Source organism: Candidatus Allofournierella merdipullorum (assembly GCF_048426865.1).
Taxonomy (GTDB): domain Bacteria; phylum Bacillota; class Clostridia; order Oscillospirales; family Ruminococcaceae; genus Allofournierella_A; species Allofournierella_A merdipullorum.
Genome location: NZ_DBFNWJ010000041.1, coordinates 1 through 18721, shown reverse-complemented (window position 1 = coordinate 18721; position 18721 = coordinate 1). Strand labels below are relative to the sequence as shown.

Here is an 18721-nt window from a genome sequence, read left to right as displayed (position 1 = left end):
TGGCAAAGTGGTATAGTATAAACATTGTAACACCTTTGGACACAAATGTGCTTTCATCGAGTACAATCGCGCCCCGGCGGCGGGGATTTTGGAGGAGAGGTATGGAACGTCGTTTCTTGCTGGTGGACGCAAGCGTTCTGCCGGATGTTTTCATCAAGGTGCTCAAGGCCAAGGAGCTGCTGGCCAGCGGCACGGTGCGCAACATCTCGTCGGCGGCGCGGCAGGCGGGCCTGTCCCGCAGCGCGTTTTATAAGTACAAAGACTGCGTGTTCGATGCCCGGAACAACCGCAAGGTCATCACCGTGCTGGCCACCCTGCTGGATGAGACCGGCGCCTTGCAGGCGCTGCTGGCAGGCATCAGCGCGGCGGGCGGCAGCGTGGTCACCATCAACCAGTCCACGCCGGAGAGCGGCGCGGCGCAGGTGGCGGTGAGCGTGCGCACCGACACCATGCAGATGAGCGTGGAGGAGATGCTCCAGAAACTCCGCCGCCAGCGCACGGTGGTGGAGATCCGCCAGGGCGTGTGAGCCCGGCGCAAACGCAAAGCAGGAAAGGAACGAACGGATCTATGGCAAAAATCGCGATCCTGGGCTTCGGCACCGTGGGCGGCGGTGTGCTGGAAGTGCTGCGCCGCAACGCGGCCAGCGTCAGCCGCCGCGCGGGCCAGCCGGTGGAGGTAAAATACATCCTGGACATCCGGGATTTCAGCGGCCACCCCGACGCCGCCCTTTTTGTGGATAACATCGACACCATTCTGGCCGACCCGGAGATAACCGTGGTGGTGGAGACCATCGGCGGCACCAAATTCGCCTACCCCTATGTGCGCAAGGCACTGGAGAGCGGGCGCAGTGTGGTGACCAGCAACAAGGAGATGGTGGCCACCTACGGCGCGGAGCTTCTGGCTCTTGCGCGGGAGAAGGGCGTGGCCTTTCTTTTCGAGGCCAGCGTGGGCGGCGGTACCCCCATCATCACCCCCATGCACCAGTGCCTGGCGGCCAACGTCATCACCCAGGTGCAGGGCATCGTGAACGGCACCACCAACTTCATGCTCACCAAGATGGCCCGGGAGGAAATGGGCTTTGACGAGGCGCTGAAAATTGCCCAGCAGCTGGGCTACGCCGAGACCAAGGACCCCGGCGACGACGTGGACGGCCCCGACGCCTGCCGCAAAATCGCCATTCTGGCCAGCATCGCTTTTGGGCGGCATTTCTATCCCAAAAACATTCCCACCCGGGGCATCCGTGCCATCACTGTGGCGGACATCGCCGCCGCGGCCCGGCTGGACTGTGTCATCAAGCTCATCGCCTGGGCCAAGCAGGACGCCGAGGGCCATGTGACCGCGGCGGTGGAACCCATGCTGGTGCCCCGCTCCAACCAGCTGGCCGGCGTGGACGACGTGTTCAACGCGGTGCTGGTGAAGGGCGATATGCTGGGCGATGTGGTGTTCTATGGCAAGGGCGCGGGACGCCTGCCCACCGCCAGCGCGGTGGTGGCGGACGTGATCGACGCGCTCAAACAGGGCGATTCGGTCCACGACAGCCTGTTCTGGCTGCCCAGCGAGCCCTTTGACGGCCTTCTGGAAGACCCCACCCCCGCCGCCTGCTATGTGCGGGTGAAAGGGCTGCCCGCCACCGTGCTGCCCGCGCTGTACGGCGAGGGCGAGCTGGTGAGCGACGACGGCGCCGAGGCGGCCTATCTTGTGACCCACATCGACCCCCGCGGCCTGGAGGAGGCTGCCCGCAAGGTGACTGCCCTGGGCGGCAAGGTGGAGCTGGTGCTGCGCCAGCTCAGCGACTGAGGGAGGGATACTGATGGTAAAGGTGATCGTGCCCGCCACCAGCGCCAACGTGGGCGCCGGGTTTGACGCGCTGGGCCTTGCGCTGTCCATGCACAACACCGTCACGCTGGAAGAGAGCGACCGCATCGACATTCTGGCCAGCGACGGAACGCTCATCCCCACCGGCACCGGCAACCTGGTCTACCGCTCGGCCAAGGCGGTGTTCGACCAGCTGGGCCAGCCTCTGAAGGGCATCCGCATCCGCCAGGAGAACCCCATCCCCATGGCCCGGGGCCTGGGTTCCAGCTCCGCCTGCATCGTGGCGGGCATTCTGGGCGCCAACGCCCTTCTGGGCTCGCCGCTCACCCAGCGGCAGATGCTCACACTGGCCACCAGCATCGAGGGCCACCCGGACAACGTGGCTCCCGCCATGCTGGGCGGCTTTGTCACCAGCGTCTACGACGAGGGCCAGGTGTACAGCGTGCGCAAGTCCATCGACGAGGAGCTGGCCTTCGCGGCCTTCATCCCCAACTTCAAGCTGCTCACCGAGAAGGCCCGTGCGGCTCTGCCCAAAACGGTGGACCGGGCGGACGCGGTGTACAACCTGTCCCGGGCGGCGCTGGCCACCGCCGCCTTCTGCGACGGCGACTACGAACTTTTGAAGGTGGCCACCAAGGACGCGCTGCACCAGCAGTACCGTCTGCCCCTGATCCCCGGCGGCGAGCGCATCTTTGAGCTGGCCTGGGACCTGGGCGCCTATGCGGTGTACATCTCCGGCGCAGGCCCCACCATCATGGCGGTGGTCCATCGGGACAACAGCGATTTCTTCGGCCGCGCCGAGGAGCTGCTGGCCGAGACGCCGGAGACGCTGGCGTTCTCGCTGCGGCGAATGCTTGCGGATAACACCGGCGCTGTGGTAGAATAAGACCGTGCCGACGCATACATATATGCAGGGAGGCACTTTGAGAGAGGGAGTTGAGGAAATTTGGCCTTGATCGTGCAAAAATTCGGCGGCAGTTCCGTGGCCGATCGGGATCGGGTGTTCAACGTGGCCCGCATCGTGGCCGCCACCCGGAAGGCCGGCAACGACGTGGTGGTGGTGGTGTCCGCCCAGGGCGACACCACCGACGACCTGATCGCCAAGGCGGCCGAGATCACAAGCGAGCCCAGCCGGCGTGAAATGGATATGCTGCTGGCCTCCGGCGAGCAGATCTCCATCGCGCTGCTGGCCATGGCTCTGAGCGAGCTGGGTGTGCAGGCGGTGAGTCTCACCGGCTGGCAGGCGGGCTTCATCACCGACCGCGCCTATTCCAAGGCGCGCATCCGCCGGCTGGATACCGAGCGGGTGGAAAGCGAACTGGCCCGCAACCGCGTGGTGGTGGTGGCGGGCTTCCAGGGCATGAACCGCCTGGAAGACATCACCACTCTGGGCCGGGGCGGCTCCGACACCAGCGCCGTGGCGCTGGCTGCCGCGCTGCACGCCGACCGCTGCCAGATCTACACCGACGTGGAAGGCGTTTACACCGCCGACCCGCGCAAGGTGCCCGGCGCCCGCAAGCTGGACCAGATCACCTTTGACGAGATGCTGGAACTGGCGAGCCTGGGCGCGCAGGTGCTGAACAACCGCAGCGTGGAGCTTGCCAAGAAATACGGCGTGGAGCTGGAGGTGCTCTCCAGCCTGAACCCTGTGCCGGGTACCATTGTGAAGGAGGTAGCAGACGATATGGAAGGAATGCTCATCAAGGGCGTTGCCAAGGACACCGACGTGGCGGTGATCTCCATCATGGAGGTGCCGGACGTGCCGGGCATGTCCTTCAAAGTGTTCGGCGCGCTGGCCAGCCGCAACATCAACGTGGACATCATCCTGCAGTCCACCGGCCGCGGCGGCAATAAGGATCTGATCTTCACCGTGCCTCTGGGCGAGGCCGAGAACGCGGTGGAGGTGCTCAAGGAGAACCAGCCCCGCTTCGGCGGCAAGGAGATCAAGGTGGAAAAGAACTACGCCAAGGTCAGCGTTGTGGGCGCGGGCATGCAGTCCAACCCCGGCGTGGCCAGCCGTATGTTCGAGGCCCTGTTCGAGGCCAACGTGAACATCCACATGATCAGCACCAGCGAGATCAAGATCAGCGTCATCATCGACGAAAAAGAGGCCGACCGGGCCGTGAGCGCCATCCACGGCGTGTTCATTCCCTGACCGGGCCTTCAAAACAAGCAATTTTTCGCGGCGCGGCTGCTTGGCCGGGGCGGGCAGCCTTGGCTTTGCTGCCGTGCCGTTTGCCGCCCTTTTCGGCAGTTTGCCCATTGCGCCGGGCGCTGCCTTGTTCACTTGTTCCAAAGAATGTACGGCCTGCCGGCCGAACAACATTTCAGGAAAGGAGAGACGCCCATGATCAGCATCGCCATTGTGGAGGACGAGGACTCCTGCGCAAAGCAGATGGAAGAATATCTGGCCCGCTACGCCGCGGAGAGCGGCGAGGAGTTTGAGACGGTGCGCTTTTGCGACGGCGACGAGATCCTGGAGAACTACCGCGCCCAGTACGACATCATTCTGATGGACGTGCAGATGAAGTTCATGGACGGCATGACCGCCGCCGAGGAGATCCGCAAGGTGGACCCGGAGGTGGTCATCATCTTCATCACCAACATGGCCCAGTACGCCATCCGGGGCTATGCGGTGGACGCGCTGGACTATGTGCTCAAGCCGGTGAGTTACTTCGCCTTCAGCCAGCGGCTGGAGCGGGCCATCGGTCGGATGAAGCGCCGGGCGCGGCGCTACATGACCATCGCCATCCGGGGCGGCGCCCGCAAGCTGGACATCTCCAGCATCCTGTATGTGGAGAGCCAGGGCCACAACCTGGTGTTCGCCACCGAAGGGGAAGAGCACACCACCACCGGCACCATCCGGGAGGTGGAGGAAAAGCTGGAGAGCTTCGGCTTTTTCCGGTGCAACAAGGGCTGCCTTGTGAATCTGGAGCATGTGGACGGCGTGCGCGACGGCTGTGCCATCGTGAGCGGACGGGCCCTGCCCATCAGCCGCGGGCGCAAGAATGAATTCCTGGCGGCGCTGACCGACTATGTGGGCGAGGTGGTCAAATGAACCCGGGCGATCTGGCGGACATCCCCCGCCTGTATACGGCGCTGGCCGAGTGGCTGGCCTGCCTTGTCTACATCCTTTCGCTGCGGCCCGCAAAACGTTCCAGCCTGCGCTTCTGGGGCATCGCGGCGGGCATGCTGGCGGCACAGAGCGCCTTCCTTGTTGCCACCGACGATGTGCCGCTGGCCTGGTGGATCCCCTGCATGCTGGGGGCCATCGCGCTGATGTTCCTGTTTCTGTTCCTCGGCTGCGGCCGGGGCGCGCTGAACGCCGGTTATTACACCGTGCGCGCCTTCATCCTGGCGGAGTTCGGCGCTTCGCTGGAGTGGCAGCTTTACTATCACTTCGCCAACCTGGCGGGGCAGGATGTGCTTCTTGCCCGGCTGGGCTTTCTGACGGTAGTGTACGGCGCGGTGTTCGGCCTGATGTTCCTGCTGGAGACCCGCAGCCATGCGGCGGAGCATCCCATCACCGTCACCCCCCGGGAGCTGGCCAACGCGGCCATCATCGGCGCGGCGGCGTTCCTCATCAGCAACCTCAGCTACACCCAGGCGGACACCCCGTTCAGCAGCCAGTATGTGAGCGACATCTTCAACATCCGCACGCTGGTGGATCTGGGGGGCATCGCCATCCTTTATGCCTATCATCTGCAGCGGGCGGAGCTGCAGATGCGCCACGAGCTGGAGACCATCGACAGCATCCTGCGCAGCCAGTACGCCCAGTACCAGCAGTCGCGGGAAAGCATCGACCTCATCAACCGCAAATACCACGATCTGAAACACCAGATCGCCGCGCTGCGGGCCGAGCCGGACGCCGCCCGGCGCAGCGCCTGGCTGGACGAGATGGAGAGCGACATCAACACCTACGAAGCCCAGAACAAGACCGGCAACCAGGTGCTGGACGTGCTGCTCACCGGCAAGAGCCTCTACTGCCAGAAGCACGGCATCCATCTCACCACCGTGGCCGACGGCACGGTGCTGGCGGGAGTGAGCCCCATGGACCTGTGCACCCTGGTGGGCAACGCGCTGGACAACGCCATCGAGAGCGTGAAAAAGATCGAGGACCGGGAAAAGCGCCTCATCCATGTGGCGGTGTCCCGTCAGAAAAACTTCGCGCTGCTGCGGTTTGAGAACTGCTTTGAAGGGGAGCTGACCTTCGAGAACGGCCTGCCCCTCACCACCAAGGGCGACACCGACTACCACGGCTACGGCCTCAAGAGCATCCGCCGCACCGCCCAGAAATACGGCGGCACCGTGACGGTGAACACCCGGAAAAATTGGTTCGAGCTGAAGATCCTCCTGCCGCTGGAGGACAGCTCCGCCGCCCAATAAATACCAGAAAAAAGCCCGACTTGTGCGTGCTGCACAAACAAGTCGGGCTTTTCGTTGCGCTTTTGCACAAAGCGTTTTCCCGTTTGTGCCGGAAAAATGGCAGTTTGTCCCTCCGATGCGCCCGAACCTAAAATCTATGTTAAAGTAGGAACCGTGATAACGCGCGGGGAAACGCCCCCGGCGGAACAATGCAAGGAGGAATCGCAAAATGTTAGCCATCAACATTCAAGACGTGATCAACGTTTTGTCCAGCGTGAAGACCCATCTGATCGTGCTGGGCGTTGTTCTCGTCGTCGCGCTGGCGGTGATCATTGCCTGCAAGGCTCTGCCCGTCGCGAAGAAGAAACTCGTCCGCAGCAGCGCCCTGATCGCCCTGGGCCTGGCGGTCATCATCGTGGTGAACACCATCTGCTTCGGACCCATGTTCACCATGATCAACTTGGCCATGGGCGGCGGCTCCATCACCGAGGAGAGCATGGCCGAGGCCTACGAGGTCAACACCGAGCTGGTGAGCGAAGGCGTCACCCTGCTGGAGAACAACGGTGCTCTGCCCCTGGCCAGCGGCGCCAACGTGAACGTCTTCGGCTGGGCTTCCACCGCCCCCGTTTACGGCGGCGTGGGTTCCGGCGCTCTGAACGACCAGTACGCCGTGACCGACCTGATCACCGGCCTTAAGAACGCCGGCCTGAACGTCAACCAGGATCTGGTGGACTTCTACGAGGCTTACCAGGCCGAGCGTCCCAGTGTGGGCATGTGGGCCCAGGACTGGACCCTGCCCGAGCCCAACGTCAACGCCTACACCGATGAACTGATGGCCTCCGCCAAGGAGTTTTCCGACACCGCGCTGGTGGTCATCTCTCGTCCCGGCGGCGAGAACGCCGATATGCCCACCGACATGGCCGCCGTTGTGGACGGCACCTGGAAAGAGCGTGACGCTCTGACCGGCAACTCCTACTTCAACGGCGTCTACGACGACACCCTGAACGAGGGCAACGACTGGGATGCCGGCGACCATTACCTGCAGCTGAGCAACCGCGAGGAAGAGATGCTGCAGATGGTCTGCGATAACTTCGACAAGGTCATCGTGCTGATCAACACCAACAACGCCATGGAGCTGGGCTTCCTGGAGGAGTACGGTGTGGACGCCGCAGTCTACACTCCCTGCCCCGGCCAGAACGGTTTTGACGCCGTGGGCCTGGTGCTGGCCGGTGAGGTGAACCCCTCCGGCAAGACCGTGGACACCTTCCTCTACGACCTGTTCAACACCCCCATCGCCAACAACTTCGGCCAGTTCATGTATGACAACATGGACGAGTACGCCGTGGTCTCCACCAACTTCTCCAGCGGTGAGGAAGTCACCGCCATGCCCAGCTTCGTGAACTACGTCGAGGGCATCTACGTGGGCTACAAGTTCTACGAGACCGCCGCCGCAGAGGGCCTGATCGACTACGACTCCACCGTTGTGTATCCCTTCGGCTACGGCCTGAGCTACACCACCTTCGAGCAGACCATGAGCGACATCACCGTGGACGGTGATACCATCAGCTTCGACGTGACCGTCACCAACACCGGCAGCGTGGCCGGCAAGAACGTGGTGGAGGTCTTCTACAACCCGCCCTACACCAACGGCGGCATCGAGAAAGCCACTGCCAACCTGGTGGCCTTCGACAAGACCGACGTGCTGGAGCCCGGCGCTTCCCAGACCCTGACCATCAGCTTCAAGGCTGAGGACATGGCTTCCTACGACACCTACGGCGAGGCTGCCTACGTGCTGGAGGCCGGCGACTACATTATCAGCATCAACTCCGATTCCCACACCGTGCTGGACAGCCGCGTGTACAACGTGCCCGAGACCATTGTCTACGATGAGGGCCGTTCCAACGACCTGACCGCTCCCACCAACCAGTTCGAGAACGTGGAGGGCGACGTTACTTACCTGTCCCGCGCCGACCACTTCGCCAACTACGCCGAGGCTACCGCCGCTCCCGCCAGCCTGTCCATGAGCGACGAGGCCAAGGCCAGCTTCCTGAACAACTCCAACTACGATCCCAACAACTACAACAACGCCGACGACGTGATGCCCACCACCGGCGCCAAGAACAACATCCAGCTGGTGGAGATGCGCGGTCTGGACTACGACGATCCCCAGTGGGATACCTTCCTGGACCAGCTCACCGTCTCTGAGATGAGCGAGCTCATCGCCATGGGCGGCTACCAGACCGCTCCCATCAACAGCATCGGCAAGGTGCAGACCTACGACTGCGACGGCCCCGCTTCCATCAACAACAACTTCACCCAGCAGGGCTCCATCGGCTTTGCCGGCACTGTGATGATGGCTTCCACCTGGAACACCGACACCGTCTACAAGTTCGGTTCCTCCATCGGCCGCATGGCTGATGACCTGGATGTGTCCGGCTGGTACGCTCCCGCCATGAACATCCACCGCTCCGCTTTCAGCGGCCGTAACTTCGAGTACTACTCCGAGGACGGCGTGCTCAGCGGCAAGCTGGCCGCCCAGGCTGTGCAGGGCGCCGAGAGCCACGGCGTGTACTCCTACATCAAGCACTACGCTCTGAACGACCAGGAGACCAACCGCAACACCATGCTCTGCACCTGGGCCAACGAGCAGTCCATCCGCGAGATCTACCTCAAGCCCTTCGAGCTGGCCGTGAAGGAAGGCGGCGCCGACGCGGTGATGTCCTCCTTCAACTACGTCGGCACCGAGTGGGCCGGCGCCTCCAACGCCCTGTGCAACACCGTCCTGCGTGACGAGTGGGGCTTCGTGGGTATGGTCCTGACCGACTACTTCGGCGTCTACGGCTACATGGACGCTGACCAGGCCATCCGGGGCGGCACCGACTTCTGTCTGGTGAACTACCCCACCGAGACCAACTACCTCACCGACACCACCAGCGCCACCGGCGTGCTGGCTGCCCGTCAGGCCTGCAAGAACATCCTCTACACCGTGGTCAACAGCCGCGCTTATGCGGAGGAGAACCTGAATCCCGGCCTGCCCACCTGGCAGCTGATCGGCTACGGCATCGACGCCGTGCTGGTGCTGGTCCTGGCCGCCCTGGAGATCAAGGCTGTCAAGAACTACAAGCGCCGCGTTTCCGAGCAGCCCGTCGTGGCTGTGGCTGAGGGCGAAGGCGCCGCCGAATAACCAAACGTTCGCTTTTTCGGTCTGACCGGGGCGGGGCCTTCGGGTCCCGCCCTGCGGCCGTAAAACCCCGCAGAGCAAGGAGTTTGCAATGAAACACAAGGAACTCATTGAGCAGATGACCCTGGAGAAAAAGTGCGGCCTTTTGTCCGGCCGGGACATCTGGAGCACCCGCCCCGTCCAGCGGCTGGGCGTGCCCGCCATCTACCTGTCTGATGGCCCCACCGGCATGCGCAAGCAGATGGGCGAGGGCGACCATCTGGGCCTGAACGCCAGTCTGCCCGCCACCTGCTGGCCCACCGCCGTCACCGTGGCCTGCGCCTGGGACCCCGCTCTGGGCGAGGAGCTGGGCGCGGCTCTGGGCGAAGAAGCGGTGGCCCAGGGCGTGAGCGTGGTGCTGGGCCCCGGGCTCAACATCCAGCGCAGCCCTCTGTGCGGGCGCAACTTCGAGTACTTCTCCGAGGACCCCATTCTCGCCGGCAAACTGGCCGCGGGCTACATCCGGGGCATCCAGAGCCGGGGCATCGCCGCCTGCCCCAAGCACTTCGCCGCCAACAGCCAGGAGACCCTGCGCATGGCCAGCGACAGTGTGGTGGACGAGCGCACCTTCCGGGAAATTTATCTCACCAACTACGAGATCGCCGTCAAGGAAGGCAAGCCCAAATTCATCATGTCCTCCTACAACAAGATCAACGGCACCTATGCCAACGAGGACAAGACCCTGCTGACCGACATTCTGCGGAACGAGTGGGGCTTTGATGGCGCCGTGGTCACCGACTGGGGCGGCTCCAACGACCATGTGGAGGGCGTCCGGGCCGGCAGCCATCTGGAGATGCCCGGCACCGCCGGCGACTCCGACCGTCAGCTGGCCGCCGCCGTGAAGGCGGGCGTCATCAGCGAGGAAGTGGTGGACCAGCGGGTGGACGAACTGCTGGACGTCATTCTGGCGGTGGCCCCGAAGGAGAAGGCCGACGGCAGCTTTGACAAGGAAGGCCACCACGCGCTGGCCGCAAAAGTGGCCGAGGAGGCCGTGGTGCTGCTGAAGAACGAGGGGAACATTTTGCCGCTGGCCGCCGGCGCGAAGGTGGCCGTCATCGGCGATTTTGCCGCCATCCCCCGTTACCAGGGCGCGGGCAGCAGCCTGGTGAACCCCACCAAGCTGGAGTGCGCGCTGGACGTTCTGGGCAAGATGCCCCTGGAGAGCGTGGGTTACGCCCAGGGCTTCACCCGGGCGGACGCCGTGGACAAGGCCCTCACCGAACAGGCGGTGGCCCTGGCCAAACAGGCGGACACCGTCCTGCTTTACATGGGTCTGCCGGAGATCAGCGAGACCGAGGGCCTGGACCGGGAGCATATGCGCCTGCCGAACAACCAGGTGGAACTGCTGAAAGCGGTGGCCGCGGCGAACCCCAACGTGGTGGTCGTTCTGGCCGCCGGCAGCCCGGTGGAGACCCCCTGGCTGGAGCACTGCAAGGCCCTGGTCTACACCGGCCTGTGCGGCCAGGCGGGCGCTTCGGCCGCCCTGCGGGTCATCTCCGGCCAGGTGTGCCCCGGCGGCCATCTGAGCCAGACCTGGCCCCTGGAATGGGCCGACGAGCCGGTGAGACGCTACTGGCCCGGCCGTCAGCGCACCGCCGAATACCGGGAAGGTCCCTTCGTGGGCTACCGCTGGTTTGAAACGGCGAACAAGCCTGTGCGCTTTGCCTTCGGCTACGGCCTTTCCTACACCACATTTGCCTACAGCGACCTTGCGGTGAGCGAGACCGAGGTCAGCTTTACCCTCACCAACACCGGCAGTGTGGAGGGCGCCGAGGTGGCGCAGGTCTATATCGGAAAGCCCGGCAGCGCGATTTTGCGCCCGGCCAAGGAACTGAAGGGGTTTGCCAAGGTGCGCCTGGCGGAAGGAGAGAGCCGCCGGGTCACCATCCCCCTGGACGATAAGGCTTTCCGCTGGTACGATGTGCAGGCCAAGGCCTGGAAGGTGGAGGGCGGCGAGTACACCGTGATGGTGGGCTCCAGCTGCGCCGACATCCGCCTGTCCGGCAGCGTGAACGTGGCGGGCGAGGCCGTGCAGGCCACCGCGAACAAGGAAGCGCTGGCCTGCTACTACGACCTTGAGCTGGACAATGTGCCCGACGAGGCCTTTGCCGCCCTGCTGGGCCGCGAAGTGCCCGAAGGCAAGTGGGACGAGACCAAGCTGCTGGAGATGAACGACGCCATCTGCCAGATGTACTACGCCAAAAATCCCATCGCCCGGCTGGCGGGCCGCATCCTGACCAATATGAAGGAAAAGAGCATCGCCCAGGGCAAGCCCGACCTGAACATCCTGTTCATCTACAATATGCCCTTCCGCGGCATCGCCAAGATGATGAACGGCATGGTGAGCATGGAGATGGCCGAGGGCATCCTGGTGATGGTCAACGGCCACTTCTTCAAGGGCCTGGGGCAGGTATGGCGCGGCTGGCGAAGCCTTTCCCGCATCGCCAAGGCCGAGAAAAACGCCGCGAAGAACTGAATCCCCGCAATGACCAGGCGCAGAGCGGCCTGGAACAACGCCTGGTACAAGGAGGAAACACCAACAATGAAGTTTTGGAACGACTTTGCAGAAAAGCACCCCGCCGCCGCCAAATGGGTGCGGGAGGGCGGCCTGTTCGTCATCGTCAGCAATCTGATCACCGTGTTCAAGTATCTGATGCTGCAGTTCTTGCCCGCGGCCTTTGCGGGCCTGGGCGACACCGCCTTCGGCTGGCCGGGCATCCCGCTGACCCTGTTCGGCGAGACCTTTGAGTGGAACATCCTGGGCTACGACCAGGCCCACGGCGGCCTTGCCTACTTCTGCGCCTACATGGTGGCCATGATCATCGGCGAGGTGGTCAACTTCCCCATTCAGCGCAGCTTCGTCTTCCGCTCCAAGGGCAAGATCGGCCCGCAGATCGCCTGGTATGTGGCGGCGTTCATCGTCATCACCTGCATCGTCAACTCCATCAACTGCATCTGGGTTGCGGTGGCCGGCCTGCTGGTGCCCGACTTCATCTACAACATCGGCACCACCGTACTCAACGGCGGTATCTCGATGGTGGTGTTCTTCTTCGTGAACAAGAAGATCTTCCCCGAGAGCGTAAAGGCTGCCTGAGCGCCGAATCGACCAGAAATGAAAAAACGGGCGTTCCTGTACCGTATAGGTATAGGAACGCCTGTTCTTTTTTTGACAGGAAAGAAAAAGTGCAAATTTTGTGCCCCTTTTTTCCAAAAATCGTGTATAATATCTGTGTGCGGCCTTTTGACGCACACAGCAACAACAATCAAAGGAGGACGACAAGCGTGAAGCTTCTGTCGATTGCGGTCCCCTGCTACAACTCTCAGGACTACATGCGCCACTGCGTGGAAACGCTGCTGCCCGGCGGCGACGAAGTGGAAATTCTGGTGGTGGACGACGGCTCCAAGGATGATACCGCCGCCATTGCCGACGAACTGGAAGCAAAGTATCCCGGCATCGTCCGGGCCATCCATCAGGAAAACGGCGGCCACGGCGCCGCGGTGATGGCCGGTCTGAAGAACGCCACCGGCCTCTATTTCAAGGTGGTGGACTCCGACGACTGGCTGGACGAAGAGGCCTACCCCAAGGTGCTGGACACCCTGCGCGGCTTTGCCGAAGGTGAGCCGGTGGATCTGATGGTGTGCAACTACATCTACGACAAAGTGGGCGCAAAGCACAAAAAGGTGATGGAGTACCGGGGCGTTCTGCCCGAGGGCAAGCCCTTCACCTGGGCCGAAGCGGGCCACTTCCGCAAGGGCCAGTACATTCTGATGCACTCGGTCATCTACCGCACCCAGCTTCTGCGCGACTGCAAGCTGGAGCTGCCCCGCCACACCTTCTATGTAGATAACCTTTATGTTTACGTGCCCATGCGCTGGGTCAAGACCCTCTACTACCTGGACGTGGATCTCTACCACTACTACATCGGCCGCAACGACCAGTCGGTGAACGAGACGGTGATGATCCGCCGCATCGACCAGCAGCTGCGGGTGAACAAGCTGATGCTGGAGCAGGTGGACCTGAAAGCGGTGAAGGAGCCCCGGCTGCGCAAGTATCTGTTCAACTATCTGGAGATCATCACCACCGTTTCCTCCATCCTGCTCATCCGGGGCGGCGAAAAAGAGCATCTGGAGAAAAAGCGCCAGCTGTGGAACTACATCCGCACGTCCAACCCCTGGGTCTACAAAAGGCTGCGCTGGGGCCTCTTTGGCATCGTGATGAACCTGCCCGGCGCGGCGGGCCGCTCCATTGCCGTGGCGGCCTATAAGATCAGCCAGAAAGTGGTCGGCTTCAACTAAGGAGGAGCAGGATGAACAAACACTACGACTACCTCATCGTGGGCGCGGGCCTCTACGGCGCGGTGTTTGCCCAGAAGGCCATGGAGGCGGGCAAGACCTGCCTGGTCATCGAAAAGCGGGACCACATCGCCGGCAACATCTACACCGAGGCGGTGGAGGGCATCCAGGTGCACCGCTACGGCGCGCATATCTTCCACACGAACAACGACGAGGTGTGGAACTATGTGAACCGGTTCGCCACCTTCAACCGCTACACCAACAGCCCGGTGGCCAACTACAAGGGTGAGATTTATAACCTGCCCTTCAACATGAACACCTTCAACAAGATGTGGGGCGTCATCACCCCCGCCGAGGCCCAGGCGGAGATCGAGCGCCAGCGGGCCGCCCACTATGTGGCCGAGCCCAAGAACCTGGAGGAGCAGGCCATCAATCTGGTGGGCACCGACATCTACGAGAAGCTGGTCAAGCACTACACCGAAAAGCAGTGGGGCCGCCCCTGCACCGAACTGCCCGCCTTCATCATCAAGCGGCTGCCGGTGCGCTTCATCTACGACAACAATTACTTCAACGCCCTCTACCAGGGCATCCCCGTGGGCGGCTACACCGCCATGGTGGAGAAGATGCTGGAAGGCGCTGAGGTGAAACTGGGCGTTGACTATCTGGCGGACAAGGCCGCCTGGGACGCCGTGGCCGACAAGGTGGTCTACACCGGCCCCATCGACGCCTATTTCGACTACAAGCTGGGGGCGCTGGCCTACCGCAGCGTGCGGTTCGAGACCGAGACCCTGGACATGGAGAACTACCAGGGCAACGCCGTGGTGAACTACACCGACGCCGACACCCCCTACACCCGCATCATCGAGCACAAGCACTTCGAGTTCGGCACCCAGCCCAAGACGGTCATCAGCCGGGAGTACAGTGCCGAGTGGAAGGTGGGGGACGAACCCTACTACCCCGTGAACGACGAGGCCAACGGCGCGTTGTATCAGCAGTACAAGGCGCTGGCCGAGGGCGAAGAGAAGGTGCTCTTCGGCGGTCGTCTGGGCGAGTACAAGTACTACGACATGGACAAGGTCATCGAGGCCGCCCTGGCCGCCTGGCAGGCGCAATAAGCAAAAAAGAACCGCTTCGGGAATTTCCCGAAACGGTCTTTTTTTGTTGTGTTTATGCGGCGGGGGTCTCGGCCGGCTGGGCGGTCTCTTCCTGCCCGGTGGCCTCCCCGGCGGGAATGGCCGGAGCGGTGCTCGCGGTGAGGCGCTCCACCGACACGCCGGAAAGGATGCTGCCCTCTTCGCCGGGGGTGTAGGCGATGGAGACTTCGTCGCCCACGTTCAGAATAACAGCGATGGGGCTGTCGGCAGCACTCACGGTGTAGAACACATCCTGCCCCTCAAGGCGCAGGAAGTAGTAGCTGTTGCCCTCCATCACGGCGGTGCGGATCTCCGCCAGAACGCCTGTTGCCTCGGCGTGTTCGGTATCGGGCACCTCGGCCTCGCCATTGTCGATGAGGCCGTTCTCCGCCAGCGCCCGGCGGTAGTTGGCCTCGCAATCCGCCACCGTCTGGCCGGTCTCCACGATCTGATACTGCTGCACGTTCACCATGGCGTACATCTTCACCAGGCCGTCGTCGCCCTTCAAAGACATGAAGTAGGTGGGCTGGTCGGCAATGTTCAAGAGCAGGGGGAAGGTGGCCACATAGCGCATCTGCTGCACCTGGCTCTGGGCGGAGGCCTGGGCCGAAGCCTCGGTGGCGCCCGCCACCGGGTAGAAGAAGGTCTCCTTGGTGCGCTGGTTGCTGAGCAGAAAGCCGATGTTGGACTGGTCGCTGGTCACCGAGGTCACGCCGGTGTACATATACACGTCATCGTTGATGGCGATGTAGTTGTAGCCGTCGGTGGTCTGGGTCACGTCTCGCTGGCCGAAGATGGAGTTGAGGAAACCGTTCTGATACAGGCCGTAGTAATCGTACTGCTGCATGATAAGGTCGGAGGCGTAGACCCGGTCCACCCAGTCGGGCACGTTCTCGTAATAGGTGCTCTCGCCGGTGATGGCGTTCACCAGCACCGCGCCCTGAATGTCGGTGCCGCCGAACAGGCCGATGGTCTTGACCACCCGGCTGCACACCCAGTAGGGGGTGCCCTCGTCGTCGATCTCGAACACCGGCTCGGCGAACATCATGGTGGGGAACTGGAACCGCAGATGGCGGTAGAGGTTGCGGCCGAAGTGCTCGGCGGTGGTGTACTTCATGCCCTCGTCCAGGCGCACTACCTCCGCCTCCTGGGTCACCATGTCGATGATGAGGTAGGCGGGCAGGCCCTCGGAGCGGTTGGTGAACCACTTGATGATGTCGCCGTAGGCAAGGCTGGTCACCCGCACCGGGCGGCCCTGGTAGTTGATCTGGGTGTAGGTGGGCAGGATCTCAAACTGGCTCACCATGTCCGCCAGCTCGCCCAGCTTGCGGCTGCCCAGCCGCTGGGCGCTGTCGGCGTCCAGCATGGGGATCTGGTCGTAGCGGATCTCGTCCACCTCGCTGGTGAAATCGCCGGTCTCCACCGTCAAAAGCTTTGCGTAGCTGCCGGCGCGGATGACCTCCCAGGAGAGCAGCGAGCCCACCAGAACCGCCACCGCCAGGCCCACCACCACAAAGAAGGGCAGGGTGCACTGCTTTTTCACAAAGGTGAAATACCCCTGTACGTCGCCGCCTTCAAACCCGGAGGTGAAGATGGCCGTGCCGCAGTAGACCGCGCAGAGCAGGAAGATGAAAACATAGAACTCCTTTGCCTGGAAGTTCAGCGCCGGAAGCTCCAGATAAAAGTAAACCAGGCCGAAGAGCAGCGTCACCAGCAGGTTCACCAGCACCCGCGCCACCGGGCTTTTCACCACAAAGCGCCGGGGCTTGCGGGGGCCGCGGGGCGGCTGGCCGCCGGGGAAGCCGGAGCTGCCCATGCCGCCCATCTGAAAGCCGAACACGCTGCCGAAGGGGTTGTCGGAATTGAACTGAAACGGAGAAGCCAAATGATTCCCGCCTTTCCTCTTTAAAAATAATGCTTATTCTACAGCATACCCGAAAACCCCGCCTAAATCAAGGCGGGGCCCGGCGCAGGGAAGTAAATTTATTGTGAATTCTCTTCGGCGAGCTTGGCGTTCTCCGCGTCTTTGGCGGCGTAGTAGGCCTTGGCCTCGGCGTCTGCGGCCTTGACCCGCTCCACAAGGCCCTCCTCCCGGATGTCCTCATAGGCAAAGTACCGCAGCTGCACGTCCCCCTCGGGCAGACGCCCGTCCTCGGTGAGGGGGTGCTCCAGCACGAAGTCGATGCAGTAGAAAGGCACGTTTGCCTCGTCCAGCGCCCGACGGGTCGCCAAAAGAATTTGGGCCGCCTCCTCGGCGCTCACCTCGTCCTGCCGCACATAGAGCGTCAGACGCCCGCAGGCTCTGCTCAGCTCCCGGATGTCGTACTCGCCGTCCAGTTCCAGGTCGCTGTACAGCAGATAGGGCGGCCAGGGCCCGCCGTACTCATGCTCCATCCACAAATCGCCAAAGCCGATGAACACGTTGTAAGGAAAATCCGGGCCGTCCAGTACCGTGTCCACCAGGGCGCGGTATTCTGCGTTCAGCCGCTCCCAGGTATTCCAGCCGCTCTCCACCGAGTGGTAGCCGTCCCACAAGATGCGTCCGGTCATGGAAAGCCCCAGCGTGAAGTGGCTGTCGATGCTGGTGGGGGAGACGACGGCGGCGGTGTAGCCGCCGAATTTGAAGCTGTAATTGACCGACTCGATTTGATAATCCGCGTCGGGATACTGGGCGGAAAGATACTCCCGGGCGGAGCGGGCAGCCAGAAATTTGGATATCGGGTTGCCCAGCAGCTCGTTCGAAAACCACAGAACCCCCGCCAGCAGGGCCAGGGCGGCGGCGAAGGCCGCCAGCTTGAGAATGCGTCGTTTCATGGCGTCAGCCCTCCTTTTTCAGCGCGAAGTGGAACAGCCCCGCGATGACCACCCCCACCAGCGCCAGCACGCAGTAGATGGCGGCCCAGATGAGGTATCCAGGCAGGGGTTCGGGCTCCAGACCCCAGCCCCAGCGCAAGAGCCAGCAGATAAGGCTCATCCCCGCCAGCAGGGGCGGCAGCACCGCCGCTGACTTCCAGCGCCAGACGCAGTAGGCCGCCGCGCCCATGGCGGGCATCAACAGGCTGTTGTAGAACATGTTCATGCTGCCGGAAAGCCCCACGCCGAACAGGGCCCCCGCCAGCAGCACTACCAGCGTGAGAAGGCGCAGGGTGCGGCGCATCCGCCGCAGAAGGGCCTCGCCGTCGGGGGCGGGGGGCGGTACGGCCCCATTGGCCAGAGCACGGCAGGCGGGGCACTGTTCCAGATGGGCCTGCACGGCGGCGCAGCTTTCCTCGCTGGCCACCCCATCCTCCACCAGCGGCAAAAGGTCACGGCAGATCTCGCAGCCGATGTCACCGTTCATAGTATCCCTCCTGTTCCAGCGCGGCGCGGATGCGCTTTTTCACCCGGAAGTCGATGACCCGGGCAGAGGCCTCGCTCACGCCGCAGGCAAGGCCGATCTCATAAAAGGAGTATCCTTCCAGCCGCATGGACGCTATCTTCTGCGACCGGGGCGGCTCGGCGGCCAGCAGCGCCCGCACCCGGGCGAACAGCTCGGCGGCGTCTGCCCGGGCCGCGGGCCCCGGCTCGCCGCACTCCAGAAATTCACTCAGCACCTCGGTTTCCGGACGGCGCTTTTTCTTCTTCAGCCAGGCGAACCACCGGCGGCGGGCGATGGTGAACAGCCAGGTCTTGCAGTCCGCTTCGCCCCGGAAAGCGGCGAAGGAGCCCACGGCCTCCAGAAAGGTCTCGCCCGTCAGGTCCTCGGCCAAAGCGGCGTCGCGGCACAGGCTGAAAAGATATATGTACACGTCCCGGTGAAAGGCGCTGAACAGTTCTTCCAGCGGTGAGCCCATGCTGTGCGCCCCCTTTCACCCCATTTGTGGCCCGGACGGGCCCTTTCGTTACACATTTCTT

The 18721-nt window shown here is 63.0% G+C and carries 15 protein-coding genes; 11 read left to right on the top strand and 4 right to left on the bottom strand.

Annotated features, from left to right (window positions below; genetic code table 11):
• The first annotated feature begins 101 nt into the window (after positions 1-101).
• From ACMNAY_RS07040 to glf, 11 genes are all read left to right on the top strand, one after another.
• Entirely contained in the window at positions 102-527 is a 426-nt protein-coding gene (locus ACMNAY_RS07040; protein ID WP_394967095.1) for an ACT domain-containing protein, read from the top strand.
• A gap of 41 nt (positions 528-568) precedes the next feature.
• Entirely contained in the window at positions 569-1798 is a 1230-nt protein-coding gene (locus ACMNAY_RS07035) for a homoserine dehydrogenase (protein WP_418718915.1), read from the top strand.
• A gap of 13 nt (positions 1799-1811) precedes the next feature.
• A complete protein-coding gene (gene thrB, locus ACMNAY_RS07030) occupies positions 1812-2702 on the top strand; it encodes a homoserine kinase (protein WP_418718914.1) in 891 nt (296 codons plus the stop codon).
• Between the two features lie 60 nt (positions 2703-2762).
• A complete protein-coding gene (locus ACMNAY_RS07025; RefSeq protein WP_394967089.1) occupies positions 2763-3971 on the top strand; it encodes an aspartate kinase in 1209 nt (402 codons plus the stop codon).
• Between the two features lie 192 nt (positions 3972-4163).
• A complete protein-coding gene (locus ACMNAY_RS07020) occupies positions 4164-4874 on the top strand; it encodes a LytR/AlgR family response regulator transcription factor (RefSeq protein ID WP_418718913.1) in 711 nt (236 codons plus the stop codon).
• Entirely contained in the window at positions 4871-6202 is a 1332-nt protein-coding gene (locus ACMNAY_RS07015) for an ATP-binding protein (protein ID WP_394977366.1), read from the top strand. Before ACMNAY_RS07020 ends, ACMNAY_RS07015 begins: the two co-directional genes overlap by 4 nt.
• Positions 6203-6410: 208 nt before the next feature.
• Complete coding sequence (locus ACMNAY_RS07010) at positions 6411-9365, top strand: glycoside hydrolase family 3 N-terminal domain-containing protein (RefSeq protein ID WP_418718912.1); 2955 nt, start codon at positions 6411-6413, stop codon at positions 9363-9365.
• Positions 9366-9453: 88 nt separating this feature from the next.
• Positions 9454-11877, top strand: coding sequence for a glycoside hydrolase family 3 C-terminal domain-containing protein (locus ACMNAY_RS07005; protein ID WP_418718911.1), 2424 nt, complete (start codon positions 9454-9456; stop codon positions 11875-11877).
• 66 nt (positions 11878-11943) lie between these two features.
• Positions 11944-12495, top strand: a complete 552-nt coding sequence (locus tag ACMNAY_RS07000) for a GtrA family protein (protein ID WP_394969232.1) — start codon at positions 11944-11946, stop codon at positions 12493-12495.
• Positions 12496-12683: 188 nt separating this feature from the next.
• Positions 12684-13697, top strand: coding sequence for a glycosyltransferase family 2 protein (locus tag ACMNAY_RS06995; RefSeq protein ID WP_418718910.1), 1014 nt, complete (start codon positions 12684-12686; stop codon positions 13695-13697).
• Positions 13698-13708: 11 nt separating this feature from the next.
• Positions 13709-14809: a UDP-galactopyranose mutase gene (gene glf, locus ACMNAY_RS06990; RefSeq protein ID WP_418718909.1), complete on the top strand. Its 1101-nt coding sequence runs from the start codon at positions 13709-13711 to the stop codon at positions 14807-14809.
• Positions 14810-14861: 52 nt separating this feature from the next.
• Here the strand turns inward: glf and ACMNAY_RS06985 are convergent, their stop codons facing one another.
• The 4 genes from ACMNAY_RS06985 to ACMNAY_RS06970 form a co-directional block, all read right to left on the bottom strand.
• Complete coding sequence (locus ACMNAY_RS06985; RefSeq protein ID WP_418718908.1) at positions 14862-16712, bottom strand: CvpA family protein; 1851 nt, start codon at positions 16710-16712, stop codon at positions 14862-14864.
• A gap of 98 nt (positions 16713-16810) precedes the next feature.
• Positions 16811-17641 (bottom strand): hypothetical protein, encoded by an 831-nt coding sequence (locus ACMNAY_RS06980; RefSeq protein ID WP_418718907.1) that lies wholly within the window; start codon positions 17639-17641, stop codon positions 16811-16813.
• A gap of 4 nt (positions 17642-17645) precedes the next feature.
• A complete protein-coding gene (locus ACMNAY_RS06975) occupies positions 17646-18167 on the bottom strand; it encodes a zf-HC2 domain-containing protein (RefSeq protein WP_394977356.1) in 522 nt (173 codons plus the stop codon).
• The gene (locus tag ACMNAY_RS06970; RefSeq protein WP_394969244.1) at positions 18157-18660 is read right to left on the bottom strand and encodes an RNA polymerase sigma factor; all 504 of its coding nucleotides are present in this window, start codon (positions 18658-18660) and stop codon (positions 18157-18159) included. Before ACMNAY_RS06970 ends, ACMNAY_RS06975 begins: the two co-directional genes overlap by 11 nt.
• Positions 18661-18721: the final 61 nt, after the last annotated feature.